We start from the raw sequence: 26,898 nt of genomic DNA, 5'->3' as shown, positions 1-26,898 counted from the left end.
GCAAGGAACATCAAGCGCCAATCAGCCGACGTCCAGCACGACCACCCGTTGCCCGGCGCGCACCGCCGAGCCAGGCTGCACGCGGACGTCGCTGACCACACCGGCGTGGGGCGCCAACAGCGGGATTTCCATTTTCATCGACTCCAGAATCACCAACGTCTCGCCTGCCTCGACCCGCTGGCCGACGCTGACCTGCACCTGCCAGAGATTACCGGCAATGTGGCTGTCGACGCTGGTCTGCCCGTCTTGCAGCGGCGCTTCTTCCGTGGATTCGGCCACCGCTTCGTCGCTCTCGAACGAGGCCTGCCCGTTGGCGATCCAGCGTTCGCGCTCGGCGTTGAACGCGCTCTGCTGCTGGTTGCGGAATGCCGCGATGCTCTGCGCTTCTTCGGCCAGGAAGGTTTGGTACTCCGTCAGATTGAGCGTGCTGTGCTCGATTTGCAGCGGGTACCGACCGAGGGGGAAATCGCGGCGGATGGTCAGCAGCTCGTCGGCGCTGACCGGATAAAAGCGAATCTGATCGAAAAACCGCAGCAGCCACGGTTTGCCATCGAACGCCGCCACCGCGCGATAGCGGTTCCACATCTGCAACGTGCGGCCCACGAACTGATAACCTCCCGGGCCTTCCATGCCGTAGACGCACATGTACGCGCCGCCGATGCCGACAGAGTTTTCAGCGGTCCAGGTGCGCGCCGGGTTGTACTTGGTGGTGACCAGCCGATGGCGCGGGTCCAGCGGCGTGGCGACCGGTGCGCCGAGGTAGACGTCGCCCAGCCCCATCACCAGGTAACTGGCGTCGAAGACCGTGCGGTGCACTTCGTCGAGGTTCGGCAGGTCGTTGATGCGGCGGATGAATTCCAGGTTGCTCGGGCACCACGGCGCGTCCTTGCGCACGGTGGTCATGTACTTCTCGACGGCCAGCTGGCAGGCCGGATCATCCCAGGACAGCGGCAGATGAACGATGCGCGACGGCACCTCCAGATTCTTGCTGGCGCAGACGCCGTCCCACTCGCCGGCGACCACATCAAGCAGCGTTTTCAGCGGCAGTTGCTCAGGCTGGTAATGCACCTGCAGCGAACGAATGCCCGGCGTCAGGTCGATCACGCCGGTGAGCTGTTTGCCTTCCAGCGCCTGCATCAGCGCATGGCCGCGGAAGCGCAGCACCAGATCCAGCTCCGGCGCGCCAATTTCCAGCAACAGATGGGTGTCGCCGGACAGGCGAGCAACGAGGCGGGTATCTTCCTTGCCGATGTCGAGCACAACAGGCGAGGTCAACGCTGCCCCTTTTGGGAACACAGCGGGCGAGGTCAACGCTAAACCCTGTAGGAGCGAGCTTGCTCGCGAATGCGATGGCCCAGCCGACACAGATCCATCGGATGTACCGACCTCATCGCGAGCAAGCTCACTCCTACCCAGATCGGTGTTCAGTTTCAGCGAGCGGGCCGCGTCGAGACTGACCGGATAAAACCGCACCTTGTCCCCGGCCTTGAGCTGCCCCAACTGCCACAAATCCGCCTCGATGATCGTCACCGGACAGACAAATCCGCCCAGGCTCGGCCCGTCCGGCCCGAGGATCACCGGCATGTCCCCGGTGAAATCCACCGCACCGATGGCGTACGGATTGTCATGAATGTTCGACGGGTGCAGGCCCGCTTCACCGCCGTCGGCACGCACCCATTCCGGCTTCGGCCCGATCAGGCGCACGCCGGTGCGGCTGGAGTTGAAATGCACTTCCCAGTCGGTGGCGAAGAAGGTCTCGATGTAGCGCTCGGTGAAGTATTCCGGCGCGCCGTGGGGGCCGTAGATCACACGGATGTCGCGCACTTCCGGCAGCGCAGCGATGCGTTCAGCTGCCAGTTGTTGGCCTGCGCTGCGGTCAGACAAAGGCGCGATATGCAGCACGTCCCCTGCGCGCAACGCTCGCCCGCCGTGCCCGCCAAACTGGCCCAGCGTAAAGGTGCTCTTGCTGCCCAGGTAATCCGGCACGTCCAGCCCGCCCCGCACGCACAGATAACTGCGGGCACCGGCTCCCGCGATGGTGCCAAGCACCAAGGTCGATCCAGCAGAAACAAGCAACGATTGATTCATCGGCAGCGCTACGCCATCCACCGACAGCGGAATGACCGCGCCCGTCACGGCAATGACCGCATCAGTGTTGAAGCGCAGCGTCGGCCCACTCATGGTGATTTCCAGCGCGGCGCAGCCTTCAGCGTTACCCACCAGAGCATTGCCCAGACGCAATGATCGACTGTCCATCGGACCCGACGGCGGCACGCCCACTGCCCAGTAACCCAGGCGCCCCGGATAATCCTGAACGCTGGTCTGGGTGCCGCCGCTCAGCACTTCGAAGGTGTCGGCTCGATAGGTCAGCCCCTCAAGGCATCGCGTCCACGGCTGGCCGCTGGCGAACGGCACGTCCGCGATGATCTGACGCAAGTAGTCGCGATTGGTCTCGATCCCGTAAAGCCGGGTTTCGCTCAGGGCCCGGGCCAGCCCCTCGCTGGCGGACGCTCGGTCAGGCGCCCAGCTGATGACCTTGGCGATCATCGGATCGAAAAACGGCGGGATCTCGCACCCGGCCTCGACCCAGGTGTCGATGCGCAGGTGTTTGCCGTCGGCGGCGGGGAAGTGCACCGAGGTCAGCAAGCCCGGGCTCGGCTGAAAATCCCGACCCGGGTCTTCAGCGTACAAACGCGCCTGAATCGCATGGCCGACTGGCTGTAAACCCGCGCGCAATTCAACCAGCGGCGGCAGATCGCCGGCTGCAAGCTGAATCATCCAGCTCACCAGGTCCACGCCCCAGACTTGCTCGGTCACGCCGTGCTCGACCTGCAAACGGGTGTTCACTTCCAGAAAATAAAACCGCTGATCATCGCTGTCGAAGACGAACTCCACGGTGCCGGCGCTACGGTAGTTGACCGCTTTCGCCAGCTTGATCGCCGCGGCGCACAGCTCATCGGCCATGCCGGCGGGCAGGTTCGGCGCGGGGGTTTCTTCGAGGACTTTCTGATTGCGACGCTGCACCGAGCAGTCGCGCACGCCGAGGGCGATCACTTCGCCACGACCGTCGCCGAACACCTGCACTTCCAGATGGCGGGCGCGCTGGATGTACTTCTCGATGAACACCCCGGCGTCGCTGAAGTTGTTCTGGCCCAATCGTTTGACAGCTTCGAATGACTCGCTCAGTTCGCTGGCGCTGCGGCACACGCGCATGCCGATCCCGCCGCCGCCCGCCGTGCTTTTCAGCATGACCGGGTAGCCGATGGTTTCAGCAGCGCTCAATGCGGCGTCCGCGCTGTCCAGCAGTTCGGTGCCTTCGAGCATCGGCACGCCGTGCTGTTTGGCGAGGGCGCGGGCGGTGTGCTTGAGGCCGAAGACCCGCAGTTGTTCAGGTGTCGGGCCGACAAAGGCGATGCCGGCGTCTTCACAGGCCTGGGCAAAGGCCGCGTTTTCGGACAAAAAGCCGTAACCCGGATGAATCGCTTTGGCGCCGGTGGATTGGGCGATGGCGAGAATCTTGTCCACCGCCAGGTACGTGCCGGCGGCGCCACCTTCGCCCAGGCTGTGGGCTTCATCAGCCTGAAGAATGTGCAAGCTGGCAGCGTCCGCTTCGGCGTACACCGCAACGCCGCCGACCTGCAGGTCGCGAAGGGTACGCAGGATGCGGCAGGCAATGGCGCCGCGGTTGGCAATCAGCAGTTTGTCGAACATGGCATAGACCCCGGGGATCGAGAGCGATCAATCCCTCACTGGGTAGCGGGCCGTCCCGCTGTGGTACGCGTTGCACGAAGGCCGTCCCTCGCGCCGAAATCTTGAAGCTTGAACCCGTGAAACTGGGGGCAGCGGTCAGTCCCAGACGAGCAGTTCTGCCGGGGTCGGGTTGTAGCCGTTGCACGGGTTGTTCAACTGAGGGCAGTTGGAAATCAGCACGATCACGTCCATCTCGGCGCGCAGTTCGACGTACTTGCCGGCGCCGGAAATGCCGTCCTCGAACGTCAGCCCACCGTCAGCCGTGACCGGCACGTTCATGAAGAAATTGATGTTCGGGCTGATGTCGCGTTTGCCCAGCCGACCGTCGTGGATGCAGGCGCGCAGGTAGCTGTCGCGGCAGCTGTGCATGTGCTTTTTATCCAGCGCATAACGCACGGTGTTGCTCTCTTGGGCGCAGGCGCCGCCGAGGGTGTCGTGGCGTCCGCAGGTGTCTTCGACGATGGTCAGCATCGGCTTGCCCAGGTTCGAATACAGGACGCTGCCTTTGCTCAGGTAAACGTTGTTCTGCCGACGCAACGTGCGTTGCACGTCATAGCGTTCACGGGGGTTGGCGAGGCTGTAAAACAGCGTGTCGACCGCCTGATTGCCTTCGAGATCGAGCAGGCGCAGGGTTTGCCCGGCCTTGAGTTCGGTCAGTGATGGCTCGCCGGCCGGGATGCGGGTGACGGAAACGGGGGCAGAGGTCATGGTGCTGGTCATACTGGCCTCCTCAGGCGAACAGGCGATCGGTGTTGATGAAACCGCGCACATTTTCTTCGCGGGACGTGCGGCAGTGCTCGGCGACGCTGGGGTCGGCCTTTATCCAGCTCAGCTGGACCGGCTGCGGTGCGTACTCGGGGTTGGGGTCCATCGGGTGTTGCAGGGCGGTCATCACGACCAGCGTGTCCATCGGCGCGTACAGCTCGATGCTGTCGCCCGCTTTCGAGTTGCCCGGGACGAAGGCCAGCGCGCCGTGATCGTCGACGTTGACCCGGCTGAACAGGTTCAGCGTCATCAACAGATCCGACAGGCCCAGGCCCCACTTGCCCATCTCCACCAGCAGGTTGTCGGCGCCGTTGCGGAAGAAGCCGTTGCGCAGTTCCTGATAGCGGCCCTGGCCGTATTTCTCGGTGACCTCTTCGGCGCACAGCACGCCGCCGATGCTGTCGCTCCAGCCGCAGGTGTCAGCGGTAATCGCCGCCAGCACGCGGCCCATGTCCGAATACAGGCAATGGCCGCTGGTGAGCTTGGCGGTGTGCTGGCACTTGAGGCTGTCAGGCAGGTTGAGCCGCTCGGTTTTTTCGTGGGCGTTGAACATCGTCAGGCTGACGTTGGCGTTGCCGTTCAGGTCGGTCAGGCGCAGCAGTTCACCCCGTTTGAGCACGAATGACAGGTGGCCGCCGCCGGGCAGCAGCTCTTCGGCGAACACGGGAAACAGCGTGGTTGAATCAGTCATGGGCAATGTCCTTCAAGCCGTTTTCAGCGAATCAAGCGCCACGCGGGCGGCGCGACGATCGCTGTTCAGGGGAATGTCGTAAGTGATGCGCGCGCCATAGGCGCCGGGGGCGTGGGGGTCGATGCGGACCTTGTCGAACACCAGCAGCCGGGTGCCGAGGTTGAAGCCTTCGGACAGGTCGTGGGTGACCATGAACACCGTCAATTTGGTCTCCCGCCACAGCTCCAGCAGCAGGGCGTGCATGTCCTTGCGGATGCCGGGGTCGAGGGCGCCGAACGGCTCGTCCAGCAACAAAACCCTTGGCTTCATGATCAGCGCCTGGGCGATGGCCACACGCTGTTGCATGCCACCCGACAGTTGAGTCGGGTACTTGTCCAGCGCGTGATCGAGGCCGACCTTGTGCAACAGCGCCGCCGCCTGCTCCCGGGCGTCACGCTTGGCGGCGCCGAACAGCCGCCCGAGCAACGCCGAGCGGGGCAATTCAAGGCCGAGCGCGACGTTGTCCAGCACCGACAAGTGCGGGAACACCGAATAGCGCTGAAACACCACGCCACGGGTCGAATCCGGTTCCTTCGCCAGCGGCTGACCGTCCAGCAAAATCGTGCCTTTGCTGGCGACCTCCTGGCCCAGCAGCAGGCGCAGGAACGTCGATTTGCCGCAACCCGACGCGCCCACCAAGGTGCAGAATTCGCCTTCGGCGATGCTCAGGTTGAGGCCTTCGAGCACCACCTGATCGCCATATTGCTGCCAGACGTTTTTGACCGAAATAAAGCTCATGGGCGCGCCCCCTCGTACCACGGGAACGCCTTGCGCGTGAGGGCTTTCAGGCCCCAGTCCATCAGCCAGGCGAGGAGGGTGATCCACACCACGTAGGGCAGAATCATGTCCATCGCCAGATAGCGCCGCACCAGAAAGATCCGGTAACCCAACCCATCGGTGGAAGCGATGGCTTCGGCCGCGATCAGAAACAGCCACGCCGACCCCAGCACCAGCCGCAGCGAGATCAACAGGCGCGGCAGCAATTGCGGCAGCACCACCCGCAGGATCAGCGTCCAGGTCGAGGCGCCCAGGGTCTGCGCCTTGATCAGCAGTTCGACCGGAATCTCCCGGGCGCGCTGCTCCAGATCACGGGCCAGCACCGGCGTGATGCCGATGACGATGAGCATCACCTTCGACAGCTCGCCCAGACCGAAGACGATGAACAGGATCGGCAGAATCGCCAGCGGCGGCACCATCGACACCACGGTCAGTAACGGCGAGAGCGGCGCGCTGAACAACGGCAGCACCCCCGACGCAATGCCCAGGCACAGCCCGACAATGGCGCTGATCGCCAGGCCGACCGCGAGGCGCTGCAGACTGGCGCCGGTGTCCTGCCAGAGCAGGTATTCGCCGGTGCGTTGATCGGGCACGAACGCCACCCGTTTGATCGCATCGGTCATCTGCACGGCGCTGGGAAGCAGCTTGTCGTTGGGGTTTTCCGTCAGCCGCGTCGCCGAGCCCGTGAAATAGGCGAACAGCAACAGGGCGAACGGCAGGAGCACCAGGATCAGGCGACTGGCGCGATCCGGGCGGCGGTTAATCAAGCGCATGGCAAAGACCTTTGGTTTTTACAGCGTGCCGTCGGCAGCCATCTGCACGTAGCTCGGGTCGAAGTGCAGCTTGAGGTTGGCCTTGTCGCCTTCGGTCACGCTGTTGGCGAAGGTCATGCCGACCGCGCTGGCGTCTTTGGCGCCTTCGCCCAGCAGGCCGTGGTCGAAGGAGAAGTCAGCGACCTTGCGCATGGTCGTCGGCAGTTGCTTGCTGGTGGCGAACTCCAGCGCTTCTTTAGGCGTGGCGAACAGCTTGGTGGTGTCCAGTTGCGACTGGAAGCCGGCCAGATCGGTGCCCGACGCCTGAGCCATGTGTTCCAGCGCTGCTTTCGATTCCGCAGATTTGGCGTTCATCAATGCCACCACTTCAAACCATGCGCCGGTCAGGGCTTTGCCCAATGCCGGGTTGTCTTTCAAGGTCTGGGTGTTGACCACCATCATGTCCATGATCTCGCCGGGGATCTTGCTGGAGTCGAACACTTCGGTGACGCCGGGCTTGGCCTTGATCTCGGAGAGCATCGGATTCCAGGTGGTGACGGCCTTGACCTCGCTGGTGTTGAAAGCGGCGGCGATGTCGGCGTCGGAGGTGTTGACGACTTTCAGGTCTTTTTCGGTCAGGTCCACCGAGTCCAGGGCGCGGGCAAGCAGGTAGTGGGACACCGACAGCTCGACCAGATTGACGTCCATGCCCTTGAGGTCGGTGACTTTCTTGCCGTCGCCCTTGATGACGATGCCGTCGTTGCCGTTGGAGAAGTCGCTGACCACCAGCGCGGTGCTTTCAACGCCGCCGGCGGCCGGGATGGTGAGGGCGTCCATGTTGGTCATGGTGCAGCCGTCGAACTGGCCGGCGGTGTACTGGTTGATGGATTCGACGTAGTCGTTGAGCTGGGTGACTTTGATGTGGATGCCGTACTTCTTGGCCCATTTGTCGACGATGCCTTGAGTCCCTGCGTATTCCCATGGCATCCAGCCGGCGTAAATGGTCCAGCAGACGTCGAAATCTTTTTTCGGCGCGGCGGTGGCCGAGAGGCTCAATGCGGCAAAGACGCCTGCGGTGAGCAGGCTGAACAGACGGGACTTTTGCATGGGGTGTCTCCAGTAGCGAAAAGGGACGGTCAGGAGCACGGCGACACCACTGGTGTCCTGTCTCCCGGGCTTTTATCCCGCCGTGTAACCTCTACTGGAGGTCGCCAACTCTCGGACCAGCCACTCGCGAAACGCGAGCCGGAACCCTAGTCGGCTATTGCAAATTGTGGTGCCGCGAACCTGTGGTGACTCCTGCACATCCTCTTCCAAGCGAGAGTTGTGCCAAGTTGCGCAAACCCTTGTGGCGCCTGAGCTGGGCGGGCGGAGGTGGTTTGACGACGGGCGAGACGTGCACTGATGCAGGGCGCCGTCTGGCGCCTGGGGACCGCGGTGGGGCACTAGGTCTGCAATTCGGAGTCTCAGTTAACGTTCTCGGCAGTTTCGAGAACGCCGACCAGCGCCGCTGGTTCGAGCTCTACCGCGGTCCGGGAGGCCGCCATGTATCGACGATTGCTTACCGCTTTGATGACGTTGTCCCTGGCAGGTTGTTACGGAGGTTATTACGAATCAGAAAGCTACACGCAGCCGATCTATAGCAGTGGCTACAGCAGTGGTTACGTGTACGACAGTTATCGCCCGGTCGCTCCGGTGTATTCCGGAGGGGCGGTGTATTACTCCTCGCCGCGTTACTACTCGGCACCCCGCTACTACGCGCCGCCACCCCGTTATTACGCGCCTCCACCCCGTTATTACGGGCCTGGATATGGCGGAGGTCGCCCCGGTTACGGAGGTCGCCCTGGTTATGGTGGCGGCAACTGGAATGGTGGAGGCGGCGGGTACCACGGAGGGGGTGGCTATAACGGTGGTGGCAACGGCTATCGCCCGCCACCCCAAGGCCCGAGACCCGGAGGCGGCAATGGCCCAGGGCCCGGCGGCGGTTGGCATGGCAATCCAGGCGGGGGCGGCGGTGGTGGCGGTGGTCCACGTCCAGGCCCCGGCGGATCTGGCGGCAATCACCGCGAAGACGGCGGTTTCGGTCGCGGCGGACACGGCGGGCCGGGTGGCGGCAATCGCTGAGTGATACAAGAACGGCGCTCCGAGGAGCGCCGTTTTTTATGGGTTGTATGGATGGCCCGAGCGGCCAGCGTGTACGCATTCCAAACGTAGGACCGGCTTCAGCCGGGAAGAGGCCCGTCCATTCACCCTCACATTTGCGGTGTAGCACCCGACGCATTCCCGGCTAAAGCCGGTCCTACAGGGAGTACGCATTCCAATAGTGGGACTGGCTTTAGCCGGGAAGAGGCCCGTCCATTCACCCTCACATTTGCGGCGTGGCATCTGACGCTTTCCCGGCTAAAGCCGGTCCCACAATCAGATCTCCGCCAATCCCGCTGAATGCACGCGATTCGAATGTAGGACCGGCTTTAGCCGGGAAGGCGCCCGTTTGAACACCGTCCATGCAGGCATGAATTCAAGCCTCAATACTCCGACAAATCCGCCAGCGGGTGCCTTCCTTCCCAGGCCTTCTCGAAATGCGCGTCCACAACCGCCAGCGGGATGGTCGAGATGTCCTGCCAGTGCCAGTGAGGCGTTTGGTCCTTGTCGATCAACCGCGCCCGCACCCCCTCGGCAAACTCGGGATGGCGGCAGCAATTAAGGGCCATGGTGTATTCCATCTGAAACACCTCGGCCAGCGACAAATGCCGCGCCCGCTCAATCTGCTCCCACACCAGATGCGCCGTCATCGGGCAGCCGTCAGTCAGCGTTTTCGCCGCCTTGGCCAATAACAGGTCATCGCCATTCAAATGATGTTTCAACGCATTCCAGGCGCTCGGTGCGTCGGCGATATCCAGCAGCTCATCGATCGTCTCGCGCCGAGGCAGCCATTGCGCGGCGGGCAACTGATCCACCGCCTCCAGTTGCAGCGCCCTGAACAGGCTGGTCAGTTGCACCTTGGTCTGCTCCTGCCAGTTGAGCTGCAGCAGCCGGTCGATCATTTCCTCCTGCTGATCGTCCAGGAGAAAACGATCCGCGAGACCAAGGTCCAGCGCGTCACGGCCGTTGATGTGCGCGCCGGTCAATCCAAGAAACAGCCCCAACTTGCCCGGCAGTCGCGACAGGAACCAACTGGCGCCGACGTCAGGAAACAGGCCGATGCTGATTTCCGGCATCGCCAGCCGGCTGCTCGGCGTCACGACACGAATGTTCGCCCCTTGCAGCAAACCCATCCCGCCGCCCAGCACATAGCCGTGGCCCCAGCAGATCAGCGGTTTGGGAAAAGTGTGCAGCGTGTAATCCAGTCGATATTCCGCAGCGAAAAACTGTGCAGCCAGTGGCGGAACCGTACCCGGCTGTCCACGCCCGGCCTCGACCAGCGCACGCACGTCGCCACCGGCGCAGAAGGCTTTTTCGCCATTGCCGCGCAGCAATACGCAGACGATTTGCGGGTCGCTGGCCCACTCATTAAGGCGGTCCTGCAGCGCCAGAATCATCGGCAGCGACAGGGCATTCAGGGATTTTTCCGCATCCAGCGTGGCGATGCCCAGGCGGGCGCCGTCGGTGGCGGTGAGCTCTTCAAATTGCAGATTCATCGTGACCTCTTGTCAGTGGTACGGGGATCTATCGTGACTTGTGAGTCCCCGCGACGCCCGGAAGTTGCAAACCGGCGGCTGTGAACGAGTGTAGGAAGATCCGACGGCGCCGCGCTGGAAATAATCAGCCACAGTCCCTAAAGTTGCGCATTGTTTCTGCCGGATCACACCATGACAAACGACGACCGCATCAAACTGGAGGCCAGCTGGAAGCAGGCCCTGCGCGACGAGTTCGAAAAGCCTTACATGGGCGAGCTGCGCGAATTTCTGCGTCAGGAGCATGCGGCGGGCAAGGAAATCTATCCGCCGGGGCCGCTGATCTTCAATGCGCTGAACTCGACGCCGCTGGATAACGTGAAAGTGGTCATCCTCGGCCAGGACCCGTATCACGGCCCCAATCAGGCCCACGGCCTGTGCTTCTCGGTGCAGCCGGGCGTGCCGGCGCCGCCTTCGCTGGTCAACATCTACAAAGAGCTCAAGCGCGACCTGAACATTGACATCCCCAATCACGGCTATCTGCAGTCGTGGGCGGAGCAGGGCGTGTTGATGCTCAACACCACGCTCACCGTCGAGCGCGCCAACGCCGCGTCCCATGCCGGCAAAGGCTGGCAGCATTTCACTGACAAGATCATCGAAACGGTCAGCGCCCATCAGCCGCACTTGGTGTTCCTGCTGTGGGGCGCCCATGCCCAGAGCAAGAAAAAGCTGATCGACGCGTCCAAGCACCTGATCCTGACCGCCGTGCACCCGTCGCCGCTGTCGGCGTACAAGGGGTTTATCGGATGTGGACATTTTGGTCTGGCGAACAAGTTTCTGGAGCAGAACGGCCTGGCGCCGATCGAGTGGCGACTGCCGGCTGTTGTCTAGCGCGGGATGACGTCAGAAGTTGGGGTACTCCTGACACCGGATCATTCCTGGACAGACGCAGACCTTGTGGGAATGACCGGGGTGGCGTTCCACCTTGCTCACGAAGAAGGTATTTCAACCGCTGAAAATTTAGCGGATGTACTGACCTCTTCGCGAGCAAGCTCGCTCCCACATGTTGAGTGAGTCGTTAACCCAGCCGTCGATCCCAATACCGAAACAACGGCTCGGCCAGAAACAGCACAAACAACAACCTCATCACCTGCATCGCCGTCACCAGCGGTACCGACAGCTGCAGCACCTCCGCCGTCAGGCTCATTTCGGCAATCCCGCCCGGCATCATCCCCAGGGTCAACGAGCGCAAATCCAGATGAGTCAGCGTGCTCAACCCCAGTGCGCACAACGCCGCGATGCTCATCGTCAGCGCCGTCCCCAGCAACGTGCGGCCGATGAACGACGGCGCACGGCGAAAGAACGCCCGGTTGAAGTGGCAACCCAGGCCGCTGCCGATCAGCCACTGCCCCAGCTGACTGCCGCCCTGGGGCAGGCCGATGTGCAAATCGAAACTGATGCTGATTACCGCGCTGATCAGCAACGGCCCGAACAACCACGGATTGGGCTGTTTCAGCCGCTCCCAGCCCCAGGCCACCAACGCGCCCAGCGGAAACAACAGCAGCAGCCACCGCCAATCCACCACCGTCCCATGGGAAGGCGGGCCGCCATCGCCCATCAAATACTTGAAGATCGCCGGCACGCAGAGCACCACTGCCAGCACCCGCAGGCTCTGCCCGGCGGCGACGTTGCTGAGAATCGCGCCGTTGCGTGCGCCGAGGTTGACCATCTCGCCCGAACCGCCGGGCATGCTGGAAAAGAACGCCGTGGCGCGGTCCTCGCCGGTGCGCAGCATCAGCCACACGCCGACCACGCTGGAGACACTGGTCACCAGTGCGCCGATGAAAATCAGGCCGAAGTGAGAAAGGACTTGTTCGATGACGACGGGGGTGAAGTGCAGGCCGATGCCGATGCCGACCACCCATTGGCCGCATTTGCGGCCGCCGGGAATTTCAGCCAACTGCCAGGGCGTTAGGCAGCGGACCAGGATGATCGCCAGTAACGAGCCGACCATCCAGGGCAGTGGCCAGCCAACCTGACTGGCGAGAAATCCCCCCAGCAGGCCGACCAGCGGTGTGCCCCACCACGTGCTGAATGGCCGGTCAGACATCGGCCAGCGCGCGACGCTGCCTGGAGCGTTTGCGCCAGATGCGGATCAGCGGGAACACCAGCATGAACGCCGTCACGACCCACATGCCCAGGGTGATCGGGCTCGACCACAGAATCTCCAGGCCGCCGTTGGAAATCGACAGCGCGCGACGCAGGTTTTGCTCCATCAACCCACCGAGGATGAACCCCAGCAGAATCGGCGACAGCGGGAAATCCAGCTTGCGCAGGATGTAACCGAAGATGCCGATGCCGACCATCAGGAACAGGTCGAAGGTGGTGGCATGTACCGCGTAGACGCCGATCCCGGTGATGATCGCGATCACCGGCACCAGTGCCCAGTTCGGCACCGACAGGATGCGGGTGAAGATGCGGATCATCGGGATGTTGAGGATCACCAGCATGATGTTGGCGACGAACAACGACGCGATCAGGCCCCAGACGATGTCCGGTTGCTGCTGAAACAGCAGCGGCCCCGGCGTGATGTTGTACAGCGACAGGGCGCCGATCATCACCGCCGTGGTGCCCGAACCCGGCACGCCCAGCGTCAGCATCGGCACCAGCGCGCCGCAGGCCGTCGCGCCAATGGCGGTTTCCGGCGCTGCCAGACCGCGCATGTCGCCCTGGCCGAATTTGCCGCTTGCCCCGGCGATGCGTTTCTCGGACATGTAGGTCACGGCGCTGGCCAGCGTCGCGCCCGCACCCGGCAACACGCCCATGATGAAACCCATCAGACCGCAACGGATGTTCACCCAAAAGACCGAACTGGCCTCCTTGAAGTTGAACATCATGCGGCCGGTGGCTTTCACCGCTTCCTGGCCGCGATGGGTTTTCTCCAGCAACAACAGGATCTCACTGATTGAGAACAGACCCAGCACCAGCACGACGAACTGAATGCCGTCAGCCAGATGGATGTTGTCGCCGGTGAAGCGGTACACGCCACTGTTGGCGTCGATACCGATGCTCGACAGAAACAGCCCGATCAACGCAGCGACAAAGGTCTTCAGCGGTCGATCACCGGCCATGCCGCCCAGGCAGACGATCGCGAAAACCATCAGCACGAAGTACTCCGCAGGACCAAACGCAATCGCCCATTTCGCCAGCAATGGCGCGAACATGACCATGCCGCAGGTGGCGATGAACGCGCCGATGAACGAACTCCATGCCGACAGCGACAACGCCACGCCGGCCATGCCCTGACGCGCCATCGGGTAGCCGTCCAGCGCGGTCATTACGGTCGATGCTTCGCCCGGAATGTTGAGCAGGATGGAGCTGATGCGGCCGCCGTATTCGCAGCCCAGGTACACCGCCGCCAACAGGATCAATGCTGACTCCGGCGGCAGGCCCAATGCGAAGGCGATCGGGATCAACAGCGCCACACCGTTGATCGGACCCAAGCCGGGGAGCAGGCCGACGACAGTGCCGATCAGCGTGCCGGACAGGGCGGTGATCAGGTTGTAAGGGGTCAGCGCGACGCCGAAGCCCTGGCCGAGATAGCCGAGAGTGTCCATATCAGTTCTCCATAACGTCGAGCAGACCGAGGGGCAGGGGCACATCCATCACTTTGTCGAACAGCACGTACAGCGCGATGCTCATGAAGGTGATGATCACGACACTCGGCAGCCAGCGGCCGCCGTACAGACGCGCCATGGGAATCCCGATCAGAATGCTGCTCAGCACAAAACCCAACGGCTCGAACAGCCCGGCGAACACCAGCAGCAGCACAGTGCAGATGCCGATCTTGATGAGTGTGGGACGGTCCAGCGCCGGCTCTTCCTCGGAATGCACGATCGGCGTCGGACGAATCGCCATGTACAGCAGCGAAATGCCCATCAGCGCCAGCATCAGCAGCGGAAAGGCGCGGGGGCCGACGGGTTCGTAGGAAAAGGGCGCCTGATAAGGCCAGGCCATCATTGCCAGGCCGATACAGACCAGCAGCAGCACGACGGCGAAAATGCGTTGTATCACCATGGAAAACTCCCGGATCACGCCACCGCACAGGCGGCGCAATCCTCAGCCAATCAAGTACGCTTCGATGGGGTCAGTCACTGAATCAGGCCGAATTCCTTGGCCAGCGTCTTGTACTCGGCGACGCGGGTTTTCACGTACTTGTCGAGCTCTTCGCCGGTCATGGCGAACGGGAACAGCTCACGCTGATCGCGCAGCTTGGCGAAGTCTTCCGAGGCCAGCAGCTTGTCGAACGCCGCTTTCCACCAGTTGTACTCCTCGTCCGACACCTTTGGCCCCAGATAGAAACCGCGCACCACCGGCCAGACGATGTCGTAGCCCTGTTCTTTGGCGGTCGGGATGTTCTTCATTTCCGGCTCGTCCAGACGTTCTTCGGAGAACACCGCCAGCAGGCGCATGTCGCCGCTGAGAATGTGCGGCATGGAGTCGGAAATGTCGGTGGAGCCCACTTGAATGTGCCCGCCGAGCAGGGCAGTGGCGATTTCACCGCCGCCTTCGAGGGCGACATAACGCAGTTCCCGTGGGTTGATGCCGGCGGCCTTGGCAATCAGCGCGGTCTGCATCCAATCCTGGCTGCCCACGGTCCCGCCGGAGCCGATGACCACTTTGCCCGGGTCGGCCTTCAGTGCTTTAACCAGATCGTCGAGGTTCTTGTAGGGCGAATCGGCCTTGACCGCGATCGCGCCGTAGCTGGTGCCGACGGCGGCCAGCCAGCGCACGGCGTTCTCGTCAAAACGGCCGAACTTGCCCTGGGCCAGGTTCAACAGCGAGCCGCTGGACCAGGCCACCAGCGTACCGGCGTCGGCCGGACGCTGAGCGACCACCGCGTTGTAGGCCACGGCGCCGACGCCGCCCGGCATGTAGGTGACGCGCATCGGTTTGGAGAGGATCTTCTCGTTGATCAGCGCGCTTTGCGCCAGTTTGCAGGTCAGGTCGAAGCCGCCACCGGGCGAGGCCGGCGCGATGCATTCAGGACGATTGGGCTCGGCGGCCCACAATTGGGTGGCCATCAGCATGCAGCTGGCGGCGACGCTGATATGGCGCAACGATAGGTTCATGGTCCGTCTCCAGAGGAGTTGTTGTTTTAATGGGGGCAGGCGGTCGTACGTTCGTCAGGCAGTCGTGTCACACCTTCGCAAAACTGCGGGCAGCCAACGTGCAGACGTGACGAAACACCGCGCAACAGGGCTGCGAGGTGAACAGAAAACATAATGGGATTCAGACGGCGCGAGGGCCGATGATTGCAGTGAGGGCATCACTGATGACTCCGATATTGTTCTTATTGTTGAAAACGCATCGAGGCGTTTTTCGTCACGACCCTGGCATCAGCAGCGTCACGCGGGACGCAATCGTGACAAGTCGTAACGGGATCCTAGTCAGCGAACCTTTCATCAACCTTTCAACTACCTTTCACGAAGCGCTCAGGCTGCGTTCGGCTGGACCGTTGCAGAGACGTTGCTCGTCAGCGCCGGAGTCATTCCAGCGCGCCGGGCCTTCACAGACGACGGCGCGCCTGTAAACTCCGCCCATAAAATGCTCAATGGGGAGAAATCGATGCGTGTCCTGCTCGTCGAAGATCATCTGCAACTGGCGGAAAGCGTCGCGCTGGCACTCAAGAGCAGCGGCCTGACCGTTGACGTTCTGCACGACGGCGTTGCAGCTGATCTGGCCCTGAGCAGCGAAGAATATGCCGTGGTGGTGCTCGATGTTGGCCTGCCGCGCATGGACGGTTTTGAGGTGCTGGCGCGTCTGCGGGCGCGGGGCAAGAACACCCCGGTGCTGATGCTGACTGCCCGCAGCGACGTCAAGGACAGGGTCCACGGCCTGAACCTCGGCGCCGACGACTACCTGGCCAAACCCTTCGAACTGTCTGAGTTGGAGGCGCGGGTCAAGGCGTTGTTGCGCCGCAGCGTACTCGGTGGCGAACGCCAGCAACGCTGTGGCGAACTGGTCTACGACCTCGATACCCGCCGCTTCACCCTCGGTGAAGAACTCCTGACGCTGACATCCCGCGAGCAGTCCGTGCTCGAATCGCTGATCGCCCGACCCGGTCGGGTCATGAGCAAGGAGCAACTGGCGGCGCAGGTGTTTGGGCTGGACGAAGAGGCCAGCGCCGACGCCATCGAAATCTACGTACACCGTCTGCGCAAGAAGCTCGATGGGCACCCGATTGCGATCGTCACGTTCCGGGGCCTGGGTTACCTGCTGGAAAGCCGGGATGCTTAATCCGTTTCCTTCAGCGGAAAACAGCCTGCGCTGGCGCTTGCTGTGGAACCTGGGTTTGCTGCTGGTGGTGCTGATGATCGCCAGCGGCATGAGCGCCTACTGGAACGGACGCGAAGCAGCAGACACCGCTTACGATCGCACCCTGCTGGCCTCGGCGCGGACCATCGCCGCCGGGCTGTCGGAGCGCGACGGCACCCTCAGCGCCGACGTACCCTACGTGGCCCTGGATACCTTCGCCTACGACAGCGCGGGCCGCATTTACTACCAGGTCAACGACATCAATCAGAAGCTCATTTCGGGCTACGAAAACATCCCCGCGCCGCCGCCGGGCACGCCGCGCACCGACGCTTATCCGGCCCTCGCCAAGTTCTACAGCGGCCGTTATCAAGGCCAGGACGTACGGGTGGTCAGCCTGCTCAAGGCCGTAAGCGAACCGAACATGAACGGCATGGCCGAGATTCGCGTGGCGGAAACCGAAGAAGCCCGGGTGGACATGGCTCAGGCCTTGATGGCCGACACCTTGCTGCGTCTGGGCATGCTCGGCAGCGGCGCGTTGTTGCTGGTCTGGTTCACGGTCAGCGCCGCGTTGCGGCCCCTGGATCGCCTGCGCACGGCGGTGGAAGAACGCCAGCCTGACGATTTGCGTTCGCTGCCGCTGGTCGAAGTGCAGCACGAGCTGCGCCCGCTCGTCAGCTCCCTCAACCACTTCACCGAGCGGCTGCGCATGCAGTTCGAGCGCCAGGCGCAGTTCATCGCCGACGCGGCCCATGAATTGCGCACGCCGCTGGCGGCATTAAAAGCGCGACTGGAGCTGGGGCTGCGTGATCAGGAGCCCGCCGCGTGGCGCAACACCCTGGAAAGCGCCGCCTCCGGCACCGACAAACTGACCCATCTGGCCAATCAGTTGCTGTCGCTGGCACGCATCGAAAACGGCGCGCGGGCCATCGCGGAGGGCGGCGCGCAATTGCTCGACCTCAGCCAACTGGCGCGGGAACTGGGCATGGCCATGGCGCCGCTTGCCCACGCCCGGGGTGTGGCGTTGGCGCTGGAAGCCGACGAGCCGGTGTGGATGCGCGGCGAACCCACGTTGCTCAACGAGCTGCTGAGCAATCTGGTGGACAACGCGCTTGCCCACACCCCTGCGGGCGGCAACGTGATCTTGCGCGTCCATGCGCCGTGCACGCTGGAAGTCGAGGACGACGGCCCCGGCATTCCGGCTCACGAGCGCGACCGGGTGTTCGAGCGCTTCTATCGACGCAATCAGCAGAGCAAGGGTTCGGGCCTGGGGTTGGCCATTGTGGGTGAAATCTGCAGGGCACATCTGGCGCGCATCACCTTGTATGACGGCGCACAGCGGGGCCTGAAAGTGAGAGTGAGCTTTATGGTGCCGGAGTCGGGACTGGTGGGACTCGGCTGAGCGGGCCCATAAAAGCGATCAGTACAGCAGCGTCATCGCCTGATTCATCTCGTTGATCAGCGCGCCGTCAGCCATGTTCAGGCCCAACCGCGACACGGCCGGCACTGACTGAAACTGCAGATTGGAGTACGGCGTGCCGTTCATCTCATGAATGTGAATCGTCGCCACCTGCACCAGATCCACGTAGTCGGCCTGATCGGAAACACGGCTGAAATTCTGAAACTGCCGGGGCACGATCGCCAGGCCCTCCGGGAAATCCCACGAGCGCAGAAGCCGCTCGCCAATGACTGGATGGATGCGTTCGATAACGTGATTGAGGCTGATAGGGTCGGCGAGCAACTCGTAGTTGTCTTCGGCGTAGGTCAGGATTGGCAGCACGCCAATGAGGTGAACGAGCCCGGCCAGGGTGGCTTGGTCAGCCTTTAAACGCGCACTGCGGTAACTGAGGACATTACACACCCCGGCCACCTGCATGCTGAGTTTCCAGATGTCGCGCATCTTGTTTTCAATGACATCGGACTTGGCGTGAAACATCTGCTCCACCACGAGCCCGATGGCCAGGTTACAACTGTAGTTCACGCCCAGGCGCCGAACCGCCGTCAGCACGTCGCTGACTTCAAAGTTCGGCCGCAACAGTGGGCTGTTGACGACTTTGATCAGCCGGGCCGACAGCGCAGTGTCGCTGCCGATGACCTTGCTCAGCGCGGCAATGGAGATTTCCGAGTCTTCCGCCGCCAGACGAATCCTCAGTGCAACTTCAGGGAGAGTTGGCAGAAACAGAGCATCCTTGTCGATCGCCTTGATCAGATCCCTCTGCACTTCGTCAGCCATGCTACTCATATTGGATCTCTGGACATTGCATTCCGGCCAGCGGCCGCCCACTCGAGGGGACGGCGCTGGTGACTACGCTGACGTCTCGCACATGCTTCAACCGGGTTCAACGCTGTGTTTCGAGCTTCGCGTCGAGGGTGTAGGGCAATTCGTTCAAGTGCAGGGCCTCGCCCTCTGCCCCACCAAGGTGGATCCGACCATCTTCCGCCGCATCCGCCTGCAAGACCGCCAGCACCTCGATCCCGACATCAGACCGGGCCGCGATCACAACGTTGCCTACCGCGCTTGAATGTACTGGCGAAAACAACGCAGCGCCGGGCTCGGGCAGCTCGTTGCCGGCCATGGTCAGGCGATACAGCCGGCGTTTCAGCTTGCCGAGGTACTGCATCCGCGCCACGATTTCCTGGCCGGTGTAACAACCTTTCTTGAAACTCACACCCCCCACGGCTTGCAGGTTGATCATCTGCGGGATGAATTCTTCACGGGTCTGCCCGAACACCTGGCCAATGCCGGCGCGGATCTGCCCCAGCAGCCAGTCGTTGAGCGGTGCTTCCGGGACGTGGGCGATCAGCCGGCTGCGCACGTCATCGGCCTGCTCGGCACGGACCCACAATTCGGCGCGGGCCGGGGAGACGCGAATGGCAATGAGGTCATTGGCGCGGACGACCGAGTCTGTCTCCTGCGCCAGGTCGAGGCCGAGGCTGACGAGTGCGCCGTCGCCGTCCTGCAGGCCGAATCGCACCCAGTAGGCGCTTTCGTCGGTCAGTTTGGATTTGGAGAAGACGGCGTATTTCTTCAGGTCCAGCAATTGCGCTTCGATCAGCTCGCTGGCCATTGCCAGCAACACGCCGTCACCCTCAAGCAGGATGCGAAAGCTGGATTGCATGCGGCCCTTTTGCGTGCAGCGCGCACCGAGGGTGGCCTTGGCTTCGCTGAGGTAATCGAGGTTGCAAGTCAGTTGGCCTTGCAGGAATTTGCCGGCATCCACGCCGCGAACGGCGAGCACACCTTCATGGGACAGGGGGCAGAAAAATGCTGGAGCGGCCATGAGTCATCGCAGGGTAGAAGTCTGGGGCACCATCATAGTGCCGCGTGTCGTTAATGGGTATACGCAAAAAGCTGCGACCAACTGCAAGTACGCCCCGGGACGATGCGCCTGTATACTCGCCGGCAAATTCGAGGAGCCCTCCATGGTCGAAGATGTTGAACTCAATCGCCTCTTTTGGCACAGCCGTCGCGGCATGCTCGAGCTGGACGTATTGCTGGTGCCGTTCGTCAAAGAAGTCTATCCGACGCTCAACCAGGTCGATCGCGACCTCTATGTGCGCCTGCTGACCTGCGAAGATCAGGACATGTTCGGCTGGTTCATGCAGCGCGCGGAGTCGGAAGACCCGGGGCTGCAGCGCATGGTTCGGATGATTCTGGACCGTGTCCAGCCGAAGTGATCGTTTCGAATGCCGTTGGCAACCCTCGCGGGTGCTGCTAACGGCGTACCTCGTCACGCAAATCCTTGCGCTGGCGTCAATAGTCCTCCTTTCAATTCCCCTGTGGGCGAAAGCCATCGGCGTCCTGCTGTGCGCCTTGCACGCATCCCGCAGTCTTCGCCCATTCATTCTGCTCGATCAGCCGCAGTCGCTCACCGGGCTGCGGCGTGACGGCAGCGGTTGGGCGTTGTGGAGTGAAGAGGGCGGCTGGCAACCGGTGCAGCTACGCCCGGACAGCCTGGCGCTTCCTAAGGTGGTCGTGTTGCGCTTCAAGGTTGCGAAGGGCTCTTGGCTGAGCCGCTTGTGGGTTCGGAGTCTGTGCATCCCGGCAGACGCCATGGGGCCGGACAGCCACCGGCGCCTGCGTCTACGCCTGAAGTTCAGCCGGCGTAGGTGGGCGGCACCAGAATAGTGTCCAGCGCTTCGGGCAGCATGTCCGGATAATCCAGCGTGTAATGCAACCCGCGGCTTTCCTTGCGCGCCATCGCCGACGCAATCATCAGTTCTGCCACCTGGGCCAGGTTGCGCAGCTCGATCAGATCGCGGCTGACCTTATAGTTGCTGTAAAACTCGTCAATCTCGTCCAGCAGCAACCGCACCCGATGCTGGGCACGCTGCAGACGTTTGTTGGTCCGCACGATCCCCACGTAGTCCCACATGAACCGACGCAGCTCATCCCAGTTGTGGGCGATGATCACGTCTTCGTCGGAATCGGTCACCTGACTCGAGTCCCATGCCGGCAGGTTTTGCGGCTGCGGGATTTGCTCGAGCTGAGTCACGATGTCCGCCGCAGCGGAGCGGGCGTAAACGAAGCATTCCAGCAGCGAGTTGCTGGCCATTCGATTGGCGCCGTGCAGGCCGGTGAAGCTGGTCTCGCCGATGGCGTAAAGGCCGGGCACATCGGTGCGGCCTTGCTGGTCAACCAGAACGCCGCCACAGGTGTAGTGCGCCGCCGGGACCACAGGAATCGGCTGACGCGTGATGTCGATGCCAAACGTGAGGCAACGCTCGTACACGGTCGGGAAGTGGCTCTTGATGAAGGCTTCGGGCTTGTGACTGATGTCCAGAAACACGCAATCGGCGCCCAGGCGTTTCATCTCGTGGTCAATGGCGCGAGCAACGATGTCCCGGGGCGCCAGTTCGGCGCGCGGGTCAAAACGCTGCATGAAGCGCTCGCCATTGGGCAGCTTAAGGTAGGCGCCTTCGCCACGCAGGGCTTCGGTAATCAGAAAGCTCTTGGCTTGCGGGTGGTACAGGCACGTGGGGTGGAACTGGTTGAACTCCAGGTTGCCCACGCGGCAGCCCGAGCGCCAGGCCATCGCGATGCCGTCGCCGCAAGCGCCATCGGGATTGCTGGTGTACAGGTAGACCTTCGCTGCGCCGCCGGACGCCAGAATGGTGAAGCGCGCGCTGTGGGTGTCGACTTCGCCGGTCGCACGATCCAGCACATAGGCGCCCAGGCAACGCTCCCCCTCCAGACCCAGCCGCGATTCGGTGATGAGATCAACCGCCACGCGTTGTTCCAGCAGTTTGATATTGGGACGCGACTTGGCCTGCGCCAGCAATGTGCGGAAGATCGCTGCGCCGGTGGCGTCGGCGGCGTGAATGATCCGGCGGTGGCTGTGCCCGCCCTCGCGGGTGAGGTGAAACTCGAACCCGCCGTCCACACCGCTTGATGGGTCATCCCGGGTAAAGGGCACGCCAAGGTCGATCAGCCACTGAATGGCCTCGCGGCTGTGTTCGACGGTGAACCGGACTGCGTCCTCGTTGCACAGCCCGCCGCCTGCGTTCAGCGTGTCTTCGACGTGGGACTGAACGGTGTCGGTGTCATCCAGTACCGCCGCAACGCCGCCCTGGGCCCAGAAAGTCGAACCGTTCGCCAGATCGCCTTTGCTGAGGACCGCCACGTGCAGATGACCGGGCAATGTCAGCGCAAGGCTCAAACCGGCTGCGCCGGAGCCTATTACCAATACGTCGTGCTGGAAATGCTGACTCATCTCTGCTTCCGGTATCTAAATGGCCACTAGTATAAGCAAGGGTGGAACGGCACAATGGCCGCGCTTTATGGCAACGGTGAATCACAGTGGGAGCGGAGTGTGCGCCACCCTGCGACGTCCTGCACCCCGTTGATGGACGCGATCTTTCCTACAGCTTCATACGGATTGAGTCCTACAGCTGACGGGACGTGTGTCTTACACCCAATAATGAACGGTGGGAACTTTTCACGAACCCGCACGTTCAATAGTGGGTTGCCCATAAAGGAACAGCGTCGACGTTACGCAATGGCGGTTTTCAGCCAGTACGAACGCTTCTGACGACAAGATTATTTACGCAGCCGACCTGGTTCGAGCGGCGTTTTCCGTGCGGGCAGCAGACGCTCGCTGGAAACTTGCTTGAAGGGGGGAGAACTTTTGCTTAAAGCCCGAGTCTATGTTTGCAAGCCTGCGAAAGAGCCGATGCGATGCTCCTTTAAGCTTTATGAGGAGTGTTCATGCTAACCCAGGAAGAAGATCAGCAGCTGGTTGAACGCGTACAGCGCGGCGACAAGCGAGCCTTTGATCTGCTAGTGGTGAAATATCAGCACAAGATTCTTGGGTTGATCGTGAGATTCGTTCACGACACCCACGAAGCCCAGGACGTTGCGCAAGAGGCGTTCATCAAAGCCTATCGCGCACTTGGTAACTTCCGCGGTGACAGTGCGTTTTATACGTGGCTGTACCGTATTGCCATTAACACGGCGAAGAACTATCTGGTGTCGCGAGGTCGGCGGCCGCCGGATAGCGATGTCAGATCGGAAGACGCGGAGTTCTATGACGGCGATCACGGCCTCAAGGACATCGAGTCGCCAGAGCGGGCATTGCTGCGGGATGAGATCGAGGGCACCGTCCACCGAACCATCCAGCTACTGCCAGAAGATTTGCGTACAGCTTTAACGTTGCGTGAGTTCGACGGTCTGAGTTACGAAGACATTGCCAGCGTCATGCAATGTCCCGTTGGTACCGTGCGCTCTCGCATTTTCCGCGCTCGGGAAGCCATCGACAAAGCCTTGCAACCTCTGTTGCAGGAAACCTGAGACAGCGGCGATAGCCACAAGAGAGGAACCGCCATGAGTCGTGAAGCCCTGCAGGAATCGCTGTCCGCGGTGATGGATAACGAAGCGGACGAATTGGAACTGCGTCGCGTGCTTAGCGCTATTGAAGATGCGGACACACGAGCCACCTGGTCCCGTTATCAGATTGCCCGTGCGGCGATGCATAAAGAATTACTGATGCCTCATTTGGATATTTCGGCCGCTGTTGCCGCCGGGATCGCTGATGAAGTCAGCCCGCTGAAGGCCGGCCGCGGTCCTTGGCGCACCTTGGGCCGTCTGGCCGTAGCCGCCTCGGTAACGGTTGCCGTGCTGGCCGGTGTACGTATGTACAATCAGGACGAAATTGCAGGGGCGCAACTGGCCCAGCAATCCCAGCCGAGCAACGTCGCAATGCCGCAGGCCAAGGGGCCGGCAGTATTGGCGGGCTACACGGAGGGCGAACAGTCCCCGGGTCCGATGGCAAGCGGTGTGCTGCAGAATCAGGCCGGCTGGCATGACCAGCGTCTGCCAGGTTACCTGCGTCAACATGCTCAGCAAGCTGCGATGAAAGGCGCTGAAGGCGCTCTGCCGTACGCTCGCGCTGCAAGCCTGGAAAACCGTTAAGGAGGATCATGCGCGCCATCCCTCTACTGCCGCTTCTGCTGGGTGGATGGCTGGTCCTTCCCGCTCATGCCGATGACGCGCAAGACCAGTTGAAACGTCTTGCGCAGGCTGAGCAGCAGCAAAGCTACATCGGCACATTCGTTTACGAGCGTAACGGCAGTTTCTCCACTCACCGAATCTGGCAGCGGGTCGCCGACGGCAAGGTTCGTGAGCATCTTCTGCAACTGGATGGCTCTCCTCAGGAAGTGCTGCGCGTCAATGGGGTAACCCAATGCGTTAGCGGTACCCTCGAAGAAGGGGTGTCCAGCGTTCCTGACTCTCCGGCCCGAGCGTTCGATGCTGCCAGGTTGTCATCCTGGTACGACATCAAATCGGCAGGCACTTCGCGTGTTGCTGGACGTCTCGCCAATGTCGTGACGCTGACTCCCCGGGATCAGCACCGTTACGGCATTGAACTGCACCTCGACAGTGAAACCGGCTTGCCCCTGAAGTCGTTGTTGCTCAGCGACAAGGGCCAGTTGCTCGAGCGTTTTCAATTCACTGACCTCAATACCTCGCAGTCGCTGACCGATCAGATGCTCGCCGCCGGTGCTGACTGCAAGCCGGTCGAAGTGGTCAAAGCAAATACTGATTCGCCCAAGCAAAAGGTCGCGTGGCGGTCCGACTGGCTGCCGCCGGGTTTTGACTTGAGCAGCGCTGCGGCACGCAAGGACCCGGATTCCAAGAGTCTGGTAACGAGTCTGATGTATGACGATGGCCTGGCTCGATTCTCGGTATTCGTCGAGCCGGTCAGCGGTGCGGCCGTGACCGATATTCGTACTCAGCTGGGCCCGACCGTTGCTGTTTCCCGTCGCGTAACCACGCAGAAGGGTGATGCCATGGTGACTGTGGTGGGCGAGATCCCGATCGGGACGGCCGAGCGCATCGCGCTGTCCATGCGGGACGATGCTGCGGCTACGAGCAAAAACTGATTCGGCGCACCGGTGATGGCCACGATGAAAAAGGTTTCATTTGGTCGTTTCACGTTCACAAGCCTTTAAATATGGGCTTCACTGGTACTGCTGAAATGATTGGTGCGCTTTGTCGGTTGCAATCGGATGTGTTTTTTTCTATAGGTCACAGCTTCACAGCTGTGGCCTTTGTTGTTTCAGGGTCCAGGAAACTGGAGCAGATACAGGTGTCGCGGGAAGTCGCGACGCACAGATGCTTCGCGAGCCCGCGGGCTCGTACCGCTTAACCATGCTCGTTGTAAACGGGAGCCATATGTCGATACCACGCTTGAAACCTTACCTGGCCTGGATGGCCGCTGTGCTGATGCTCGGACAGGTCGTCACCGCTCAGGCCGAAGCCTTGCCGGACTTCACCTCTCTGGTGGAGCAGGCTTCCCCCGCAGTCGTCAACATCAGTACGCGGCAGAAGCTGCCGGACCGCGCGGTTGCCCAGGGTCAGATGCCTGATCTGGAAGGCCTGCCACCGATGCTGCGCGAATTCCTCGAGCGCAGCACGCCGCCAGGCTCCCGTGCGCCAGGAGGCGGCAAGGGTGATCGCCAGCGCGAGGCGCAGTCACTCGGCTCGGGCTTCATCATTTCCGCGGACGGTTTCATCCTGACCAACAACCACGTGATTGACGGTGCCGACGAAATCCTTGTGCGTCTTTCAGATCGCAGTGAGATGAAAGCCAAACTGATCGGCACCGATCCACGGACCGACGTGGCGGTTCTGAAAATCGATGGTAAGGACCTTCCAACCGTCAAGCTGGGTAACTCCGACAAGCTGAAAGTGGGTGAGTGGGTGCTGGCGATCGGTTCGCCGTTCGGCTTCGATCACTCGGTGACCAAAGGCATCGTCAGCGCCAAGGGCCGCAGCCTGCCGAATGACACTTATGTGCCGTTCATCCAGACCGACGTTGCGATCAACCCGGGTAACTCGGGCGGTCCGCTGTTCAACATGGCGGGCGAAGTGGTAGGGATCAACTCGCAGATCTTCACGCGCTCCGGTGGCTTCATGGGCCTGTCGTTCGCAATTCCGATCGATGTGGCGATGGACGTTGCCAACCAGCTCAAGGCCAGCGGCAAGGTCAACCGTGGCTGGCTGGGGGTTGTGATCCAGGAAGTGAACAAAGACCTGGCCGAATCCTTCGGTCTGGACAAGCCGGCCGGTGCGCTGGTGGCTCAAGTGCTTGAAGATGGTCCCGCCGCCAAAGGCGGTCTGCAGGTTGGCGACGTGATCCTGAGCGCCAACGGCACCCCGATCGTGATGTCCGCAGACCTGCCTCACCTGATCGGTAATCTGAAGGACGGCAGCAAGGCCGAGCTTGAAGTGATTCGTGATGGCAAGCGTCAGAAGCTCACCGTGACCGTGGGTGCCTTGCCGGCCGAAGGCGAAGAGATGGGCGCAGCCGACACCGGTGTCGAACGCAGCAGCAACCGTCTGGGCGTTTCGGTTGTCGATCTGACCGCCGAGCAGATGAAGTCGCTGGACCTCAAAGGCGGCGTCGTCATCAAGGAAGTCCAGGACGGTCCGGCTTCGCTGATCGGCTTGCAGGCGGGTGACGTCATCACTCACCTGAACAACCAGGCGATCACTTCGTCGAAGCAGTTCACCGAAGTGGCCAAGGACCTGCCGAAGAATCGCTCTGTCTCCATGCGCGTGCTGCGTCAGGGCCGTGCGACGTTCATCACGTTCAAGCTGGCGGAATAACCCGTCGGGAATAAAAAAAGGGGCGGTTTAACCGCTCCTTTTTTTGTGGCCCGAAGGGCATGGCGGCGCAGGCTCTGCGCGTGA

General features: G+C 62.0%; 24 protein-coding genes and 1 riboswitch. Of the genes, 10 read left to right on the top strand and 14 right to left on the bottom strand.

The features are described 5' to 3' along the window. Positions 1 to 21: 21 nt before the first annotated feature. The 6 genes from uca to AC07VF_RS02640 all read right to left on the bottom strand — a co-directional run bounded on the left by uca (position 22) and on the right by AC07VF_RS02640 (position 7,881). Positions 22 to 3,711 carry an urea carboxylase gene (gene uca / locus AC07VF_RS02665; protein ID WP_495008658.1) on the bottom strand — a complete coding sequence of 1,230 codons (3,690 nt, stop codon included), beginning with the start codon at positions 3,709 to 3,711 and terminating at the stop codon, positions 22 to 24. A 135-nt stretch (positions 3,712 to 3,846) separates the two neighbouring features. Further along, positions 3,847 to 4,470, bottom strand: coding sequence for an urea amidolyase associated protein UAAP2 (locus AC07VF_RS02660; protein WP_346627117.1), 624 nt, complete (start codon positions 4,468 to 4,470; stop codon positions 3,847 to 3,849). Positions 4,471 to 4,480: 10 nt separating this feature from the next. Continuing rightward, on the bottom strand, positions 4,481 to 5,206 hold the full coding sequence (locus tag AC07VF_RS02655) for an urea amidolyase associated protein UAAP1 (protein ID WP_495008659.1): 726 nt from the start codon (positions 5,204 to 5,206) through the stop codon (positions 4,481 to 4,483). A 12-nt stretch (positions 5,207 to 5,218) separates the two neighbouring features. Continuing rightward, positions 5,219 to 5,983: an ABC transporter ATP-binding protein gene (locus tag AC07VF_RS02650; protein ID WP_495008660.1), complete on the bottom strand. Its 765-nt coding sequence runs from the start codon at positions 5,981 to 5,983 to the stop codon at positions 5,219 to 5,221. Further along, complete coding sequence (locus AC07VF_RS02645; protein ID WP_192171652.1) at positions 5,980 to 6,795, bottom strand: ABC transporter permease; 816 nt, start codon at positions 6,793 to 6,795, stop codon at positions 5,980 to 5,982. The genes AC07VF_RS02650 and AC07VF_RS02645 overlap by 4 nt, the downstream gene beginning before the upstream one ends. An 18-nt stretch (positions 6,796 to 6,813) precedes the next feature. Further along, complete coding sequence (locus AC07VF_RS02640; protein ID WP_495008661.1) at positions 6,814 to 7,881, bottom strand: putative urea ABC transporter substrate-binding protein; 1,068 nt, start codon at positions 7,879 to 7,881, stop codon at positions 6,814 to 6,816. Positions 7,882 to 7,940: 59 nt separating this feature from the next. Then, positions 7,941 to 8,042: riboswitch (guanidine-I (ykkC/yxkD leader) on the bottom strand. Positions 8,043 to 8,737: 695 nt separating this feature from the next. Between AC07VF_RS02640 and AC07VF_RS02635 the strand changes: the two genes are divergently transcribed. Next, a complete protein-coding gene (locus AC07VF_RS02635; protein WP_495008662.1) occupies positions 8,738 to 8,902 on the top strand; it encodes a hypothetical protein in 165 nt (54 codons plus the stop codon). Positions 8,903 to 9,299: 397 nt separating this feature from the next. Here AC07VF_RS02635 and dspII read toward each other — a convergent pair whose 3' ends face one another. Next, positions 9,300 to 10,412, bottom strand: coding sequence for an enoyl-CoA hydratase/isomerase DspII (gene dspII / locus AC07VF_RS02630; protein ID WP_495008663.1), 1,113 nt, complete (start codon positions 10,410 to 10,412; stop codon positions 9,300 to 9,302). A 171-nt stretch (positions 10,413 to 10,583) separates the two neighbouring features. Between dspII and ung the strand changes: the two genes are divergently transcribed. Further along, positions 10,584 to 11,279 carry a uracil-DNA glycosylase gene (gene ung / locus AC07VF_RS02625; protein WP_282366139.1) on the top strand — a complete coding sequence of 232 codons (696 nt, stop codon included), beginning with the start codon at positions 10,584 to 10,586 and terminating at the stop codon, positions 11,277 to 11,279. A 187-nt stretch (positions 11,280 to 11,466) separates the two neighbouring features. Here the strand turns inward: ung and AC07VF_RS02620 are convergent, their stop codons facing one another. From AC07VF_RS02620 to AC07VF_RS02605, 4 genes are all read right to left on the bottom strand, one after another. After that, entirely contained in the window at positions 11,467 to 12,498 is a 1,032-nt protein-coding gene (locus AC07VF_RS02620; RefSeq protein WP_495008664.1) for an AbrB family transcriptional regulator, read from the bottom strand. Continuing rightward, the gene (locus AC07VF_RS02615; protein ID WP_065992418.1) at positions 12,491 to 14,005 is read right to left on the bottom strand and encodes a tripartite tricarboxylate transporter permease; all 1,515 of its coding nucleotides are present in this window, start codon (positions 14,003 to 14,005) and stop codon (positions 12,491 to 12,493) included. Before AC07VF_RS02615 ends, AC07VF_RS02620 begins: the two co-directional genes overlap by 8 nt. Before the next feature lies 1 nt (position 14,006). Then, positions 14,007 to 14,465, bottom strand: a complete 459-nt coding sequence (locus AC07VF_RS02610) for a tripartite tricarboxylate transporter TctB family protein (protein ID WP_192171645.1) — start codon at positions 14,463 to 14,465, stop codon at positions 14,007 to 14,009. Between the two features lie 74 nt (positions 14,466 to 14,539). Beyond that, positions 14,540 to 15,520 carry a Bug family tripartite tricarboxylate transporter substrate binding protein gene (locus AC07VF_RS02605; protein ID WP_346627459.1) on the bottom strand — a complete coding sequence of 327 codons (981 nt, stop codon included), beginning with the start codon at positions 15,518 to 15,520 and terminating at the stop codon, positions 14,540 to 14,542. Positions 15,521 to 16,016: 496 nt separating this feature from the next. Between AC07VF_RS02605 and AC07VF_RS02600 the strand changes: the two genes are divergently transcribed. Both AC07VF_RS02600 and AC07VF_RS02595 read left to right on the top strand, forming a co-directional pair. Next, positions 16,017 to 16,688: a response regulator gene (locus AC07VF_RS02600; RefSeq protein ID WP_192171643.1), complete on the top strand. Its 672-nt coding sequence runs from the start codon at positions 16,017 to 16,019 to the stop codon at positions 16,686 to 16,688. Next, positions 16,681 to 18,105, top strand: coding sequence for a sensor histidine kinase (locus AC07VF_RS02595; RefSeq protein WP_495008665.1), 1,425 nt, complete (start codon positions 16,681 to 16,683; stop codon positions 18,103 to 18,105). Before AC07VF_RS02600 ends, AC07VF_RS02595 begins: the two co-directional genes overlap by 8 nt. Before the next feature lie 18 nt (positions 18,106 to 18,123). Here the strand turns inward: AC07VF_RS02595 and AC07VF_RS02590 are convergent, their stop codons facing one another. Continuing rightward, positions 18,124 to 18,945, bottom strand: coding sequence for an HDOD domain-containing protein (locus AC07VF_RS02590; RefSeq protein ID WP_192171641.1), 822 nt, complete (start codon positions 18,943 to 18,945; stop codon positions 18,124 to 18,126). 97 nt (positions 18,946 to 19,042) lie between these two features. Continuing rightward, complete coding sequence (gene ygfZ, locus AC07VF_RS02585) at positions 19,043 to 19,984, bottom strand: CAF17-like 4Fe-4S cluster assembly/insertion protein YgfZ (RefSeq protein ID WP_495008666.1); 942 nt, start codon at positions 19,982 to 19,984, stop codon at positions 19,043 to 19,045. Between the two features lie 142 nt (positions 19,985 to 20,126). On the opposite strand from ygfZ, the gene AC07VF_RS02580 reads away from it, so the two are divergent. After that, on the top strand, positions 20,127 to 20,381 hold the full coding sequence (locus AC07VF_RS02580; RefSeq protein WP_495008667.1) for an FAD assembly factor SdhE: 255 nt from the start codon (positions 20,127 to 20,129) through the stop codon (positions 20,379 to 20,381). After that, positions 20,365 to 20,832 carry a protein YgfX gene (locus tag AC07VF_RS02575; RefSeq protein WP_495008668.1) on the top strand — a complete coding sequence of 156 codons (468 nt, stop codon included), beginning with the start codon at positions 20,365 to 20,367 and terminating at the stop codon, positions 20,830 to 20,832. Before AC07VF_RS02580 ends, AC07VF_RS02575 begins: the two co-directional genes overlap by 17 nt. Here the strand turns inward: AC07VF_RS02575 and nadB are convergent. Further along, entirely contained in the window at positions 20,801 to 22,417 is a 1,617-nt protein-coding gene (nadB, locus tag AC07VF_RS02570; protein ID WP_346630741.1) for an L-aspartate oxidase, read from the bottom strand. The two genes, AC07VF_RS02575 and nadB, sit on opposite strands and share 32 nt — an antisense overlap. A gap of 494 nt (positions 22,418 to 22,911) precedes the next feature. On the opposite strand from nadB, the gene rpoE reads away from it, so the two are divergent. The 4 genes from rpoE (at position 22,912) to AC07VF_RS02550 (ending at position 26,814) form a co-directional block, all read left to right on the top strand. After that, a complete protein-coding gene (rpoE, locus tag AC07VF_RS02565; RefSeq protein WP_037014368.1) occupies positions 22,912 to 23,493 on the top strand; it encodes an RNA polymerase sigma factor RpoE/AlgU in 582 nt (193 codons plus the stop codon). A gap of 33 nt (positions 23,494 to 23,526) precedes the next feature. Next, complete coding sequence (locus AC07VF_RS02560; RefSeq protein ID WP_346630740.1) at positions 23,527 to 24,114, top strand: sigma-E factor negative regulatory protein; 588 nt, start codon at positions 23,527 to 23,529, stop codon at positions 24,112 to 24,114. 8 nt (positions 24,115 to 24,122) lie between these two features. Continuing rightward, the gene (locus AC07VF_RS02555; protein ID WP_495008669.1) at positions 24,123 to 25,085 is read left to right on the top strand and encodes a MucB/RseB C-terminal domain-containing protein; all 963 of its coding nucleotides are present in this window, start codon (positions 24,123 to 24,125) and stop codon (positions 25,083 to 25,085) included. Positions 25,086 to 25,377: 292 nt separating this feature from the next. Then, positions 25,378 to 26,814: a DegQ family serine endoprotease gene (locus tag AC07VF_RS02550; protein ID WP_197983661.1), complete on the top strand. Its 1,437-nt coding sequence runs from the start codon at positions 25,378 to 25,380 to the stop codon at positions 26,812 to 26,814. Positions 26,815 to 26,898 lie beyond the last annotated feature (84 nt).

Source organism: Pseudomonas sp. GW821-FHT02H06, from assembly GCF_059421525.1.
Note: the sequence above shows the minus strand (reverse complement) of the source record. Positions and strands in the feature narration are given on the sequence as shown.

Excerpts from the sequence above, each read along its gene's own strand:
- uca (WP_495008658.1), bottom strand. The coding sequence starts at position 3,711 with ATGTTCGACAAACTGCTGATTGCCAACCGCGGCGCCATTGCCTGCCGC.
- AC07VF_RS02660 (WP_346627117.1), bottom strand. The coding sequence starts at position 4,470 with ATGACCAGCACCATGACCTCTGCCCCCGTTTCCGTCACCCGCATCCCG.
- AC07VF_RS02655 (WP_495008659.1), bottom strand. The coding sequence starts at position 5,206 with ATGACTGATTCAACCACGCTGTTTCCCGTGTTCGCCGAAGAGCTGCTG.
- AC07VF_RS02650 (WP_495008660.1), bottom strand. The coding sequence starts at position 5,983 with ATGAGCTTTATTTCGGTCAAAAACGTCTGGCAGCAATATGGCGATCAG.
- AC07VF_RS02645 (WP_192171652.1), bottom strand. The coding sequence starts at position 6,795 with ATGCGCTTGATTAACCGCCGCCCGGATCGCGCCAGTCGCCTGATCCTG.
- AC07VF_RS02640 (WP_495008661.1), bottom strand. The coding sequence starts at position 7,881 with ATGCAAAAGTCCCGTCTGTTCAGCCTGCTCACCGCAGGCGTCTTTGCC.
- AC07VF_RS02635 (WP_495008662.1), top strand. The coding sequence starts at position 8,738 with ATGGCCCAGGGCCCGGCGGCGGTTGGCATGGCAATCCAGGCGGGGGCG.
- dspII (WP_495008663.1), bottom strand. The coding sequence starts at position 10,412 with ATGAATCTGCAATTTGAAGAGCTCACCGCCACCGACGGCGCCCGCCTG.
- ung (WP_282366139.1), top strand. The coding sequence starts at position 10,584 with ATGACAAACGACGACCGCATCAAACTGGAGGCCAGCTGGAAGCAGGCC.
- AC07VF_RS02620 (WP_495008664.1), bottom strand. The coding sequence starts at position 12,498 with ATGTCTGACCGGCCATTCAGCACGTGGTGGGGCACACCGCTGGTCGGC.
- AC07VF_RS02615 (WP_065992418.1), bottom strand. The coding sequence starts at position 14,005 with ATGGACACTCTCGGCTATCTCGGCCAGGGCTTCGGCGTCGCGCTGACC.
- AC07VF_RS02610 (WP_192171645.1), bottom strand. The coding sequence starts at position 14,465 with ATGGTGATACAACGCATTTTCGCCGTCGTGCTGCTGCTGGTCTGTATC.
- AC07VF_RS02605 (WP_346627459.1), bottom strand. The coding sequence starts at position 15,520 with ATGAACCTATCGTTGCGCCATATCAGCGTCGCCGCCAGCTGCATGCTG.
- AC07VF_RS02600 (WP_192171643.1), top strand. The coding sequence starts at position 16,017 with ATGCGTGTCCTGCTCGTCGAAGATCATCTGCAACTGGCGGAAAGCGTC.
- AC07VF_RS02595 (WP_495008665.1), top strand. The coding sequence starts at position 16,681 with ATGCTTAATCCGTTTCCTTCAGCGGAAAACAGCCTGCGCTGGCGCTTG.
- AC07VF_RS02590 (WP_192171641.1), bottom strand. The coding sequence starts at position 18,945 with ATGAGTAGCATGGCTGACGAAGTGCAGAGGGATCTGATCAAGGCGATC.
- ygfZ (WP_495008666.1), bottom strand. The coding sequence starts at position 19,984 with ATGGCCGCTCCAGCATTTTTCTGCCCCCTGTCCCATGAAGGTGTGCTC.
- AC07VF_RS02580 (WP_495008667.1), top strand. The coding sequence starts at position 20,127 with ATGGTCGAAGATGTTGAACTCAATCGCCTCTTTTGGCACAGCCGTCGC.
- nadB (WP_346630741.1), bottom strand. The coding sequence starts at position 22,417 with ATGAGTCAGCATTTCCAGCACGACGTATTGGTAATAGGCTCCGGCGCA.
- rpoE (WP_037014368.1), top strand. The coding sequence starts at position 22,912 with ATGCTAACCCAGGAAGAAGATCAGCAGCTGGTTGAACGCGTACAGCGC.
- AC07VF_RS02560 (WP_346630740.1), top strand. The coding sequence starts at position 23,527 with ATGAGTCGTGAAGCCCTGCAGGAATCGCTGTCCGCGGTGATGGATAAC.
- AC07VF_RS02555 (WP_495008669.1), top strand. The coding sequence starts at position 24,123 with ATGCGCGCCATCCCTCTACTGCCGCTTCTGCTGGGTGGATGGCTGGTC.
- AC07VF_RS02550 (WP_197983661.1), top strand. The coding sequence starts at position 25,378 with ATGTCGATACCACGCTTGAAACCTTACCTGGCCTGGATGGCCGCTGTG.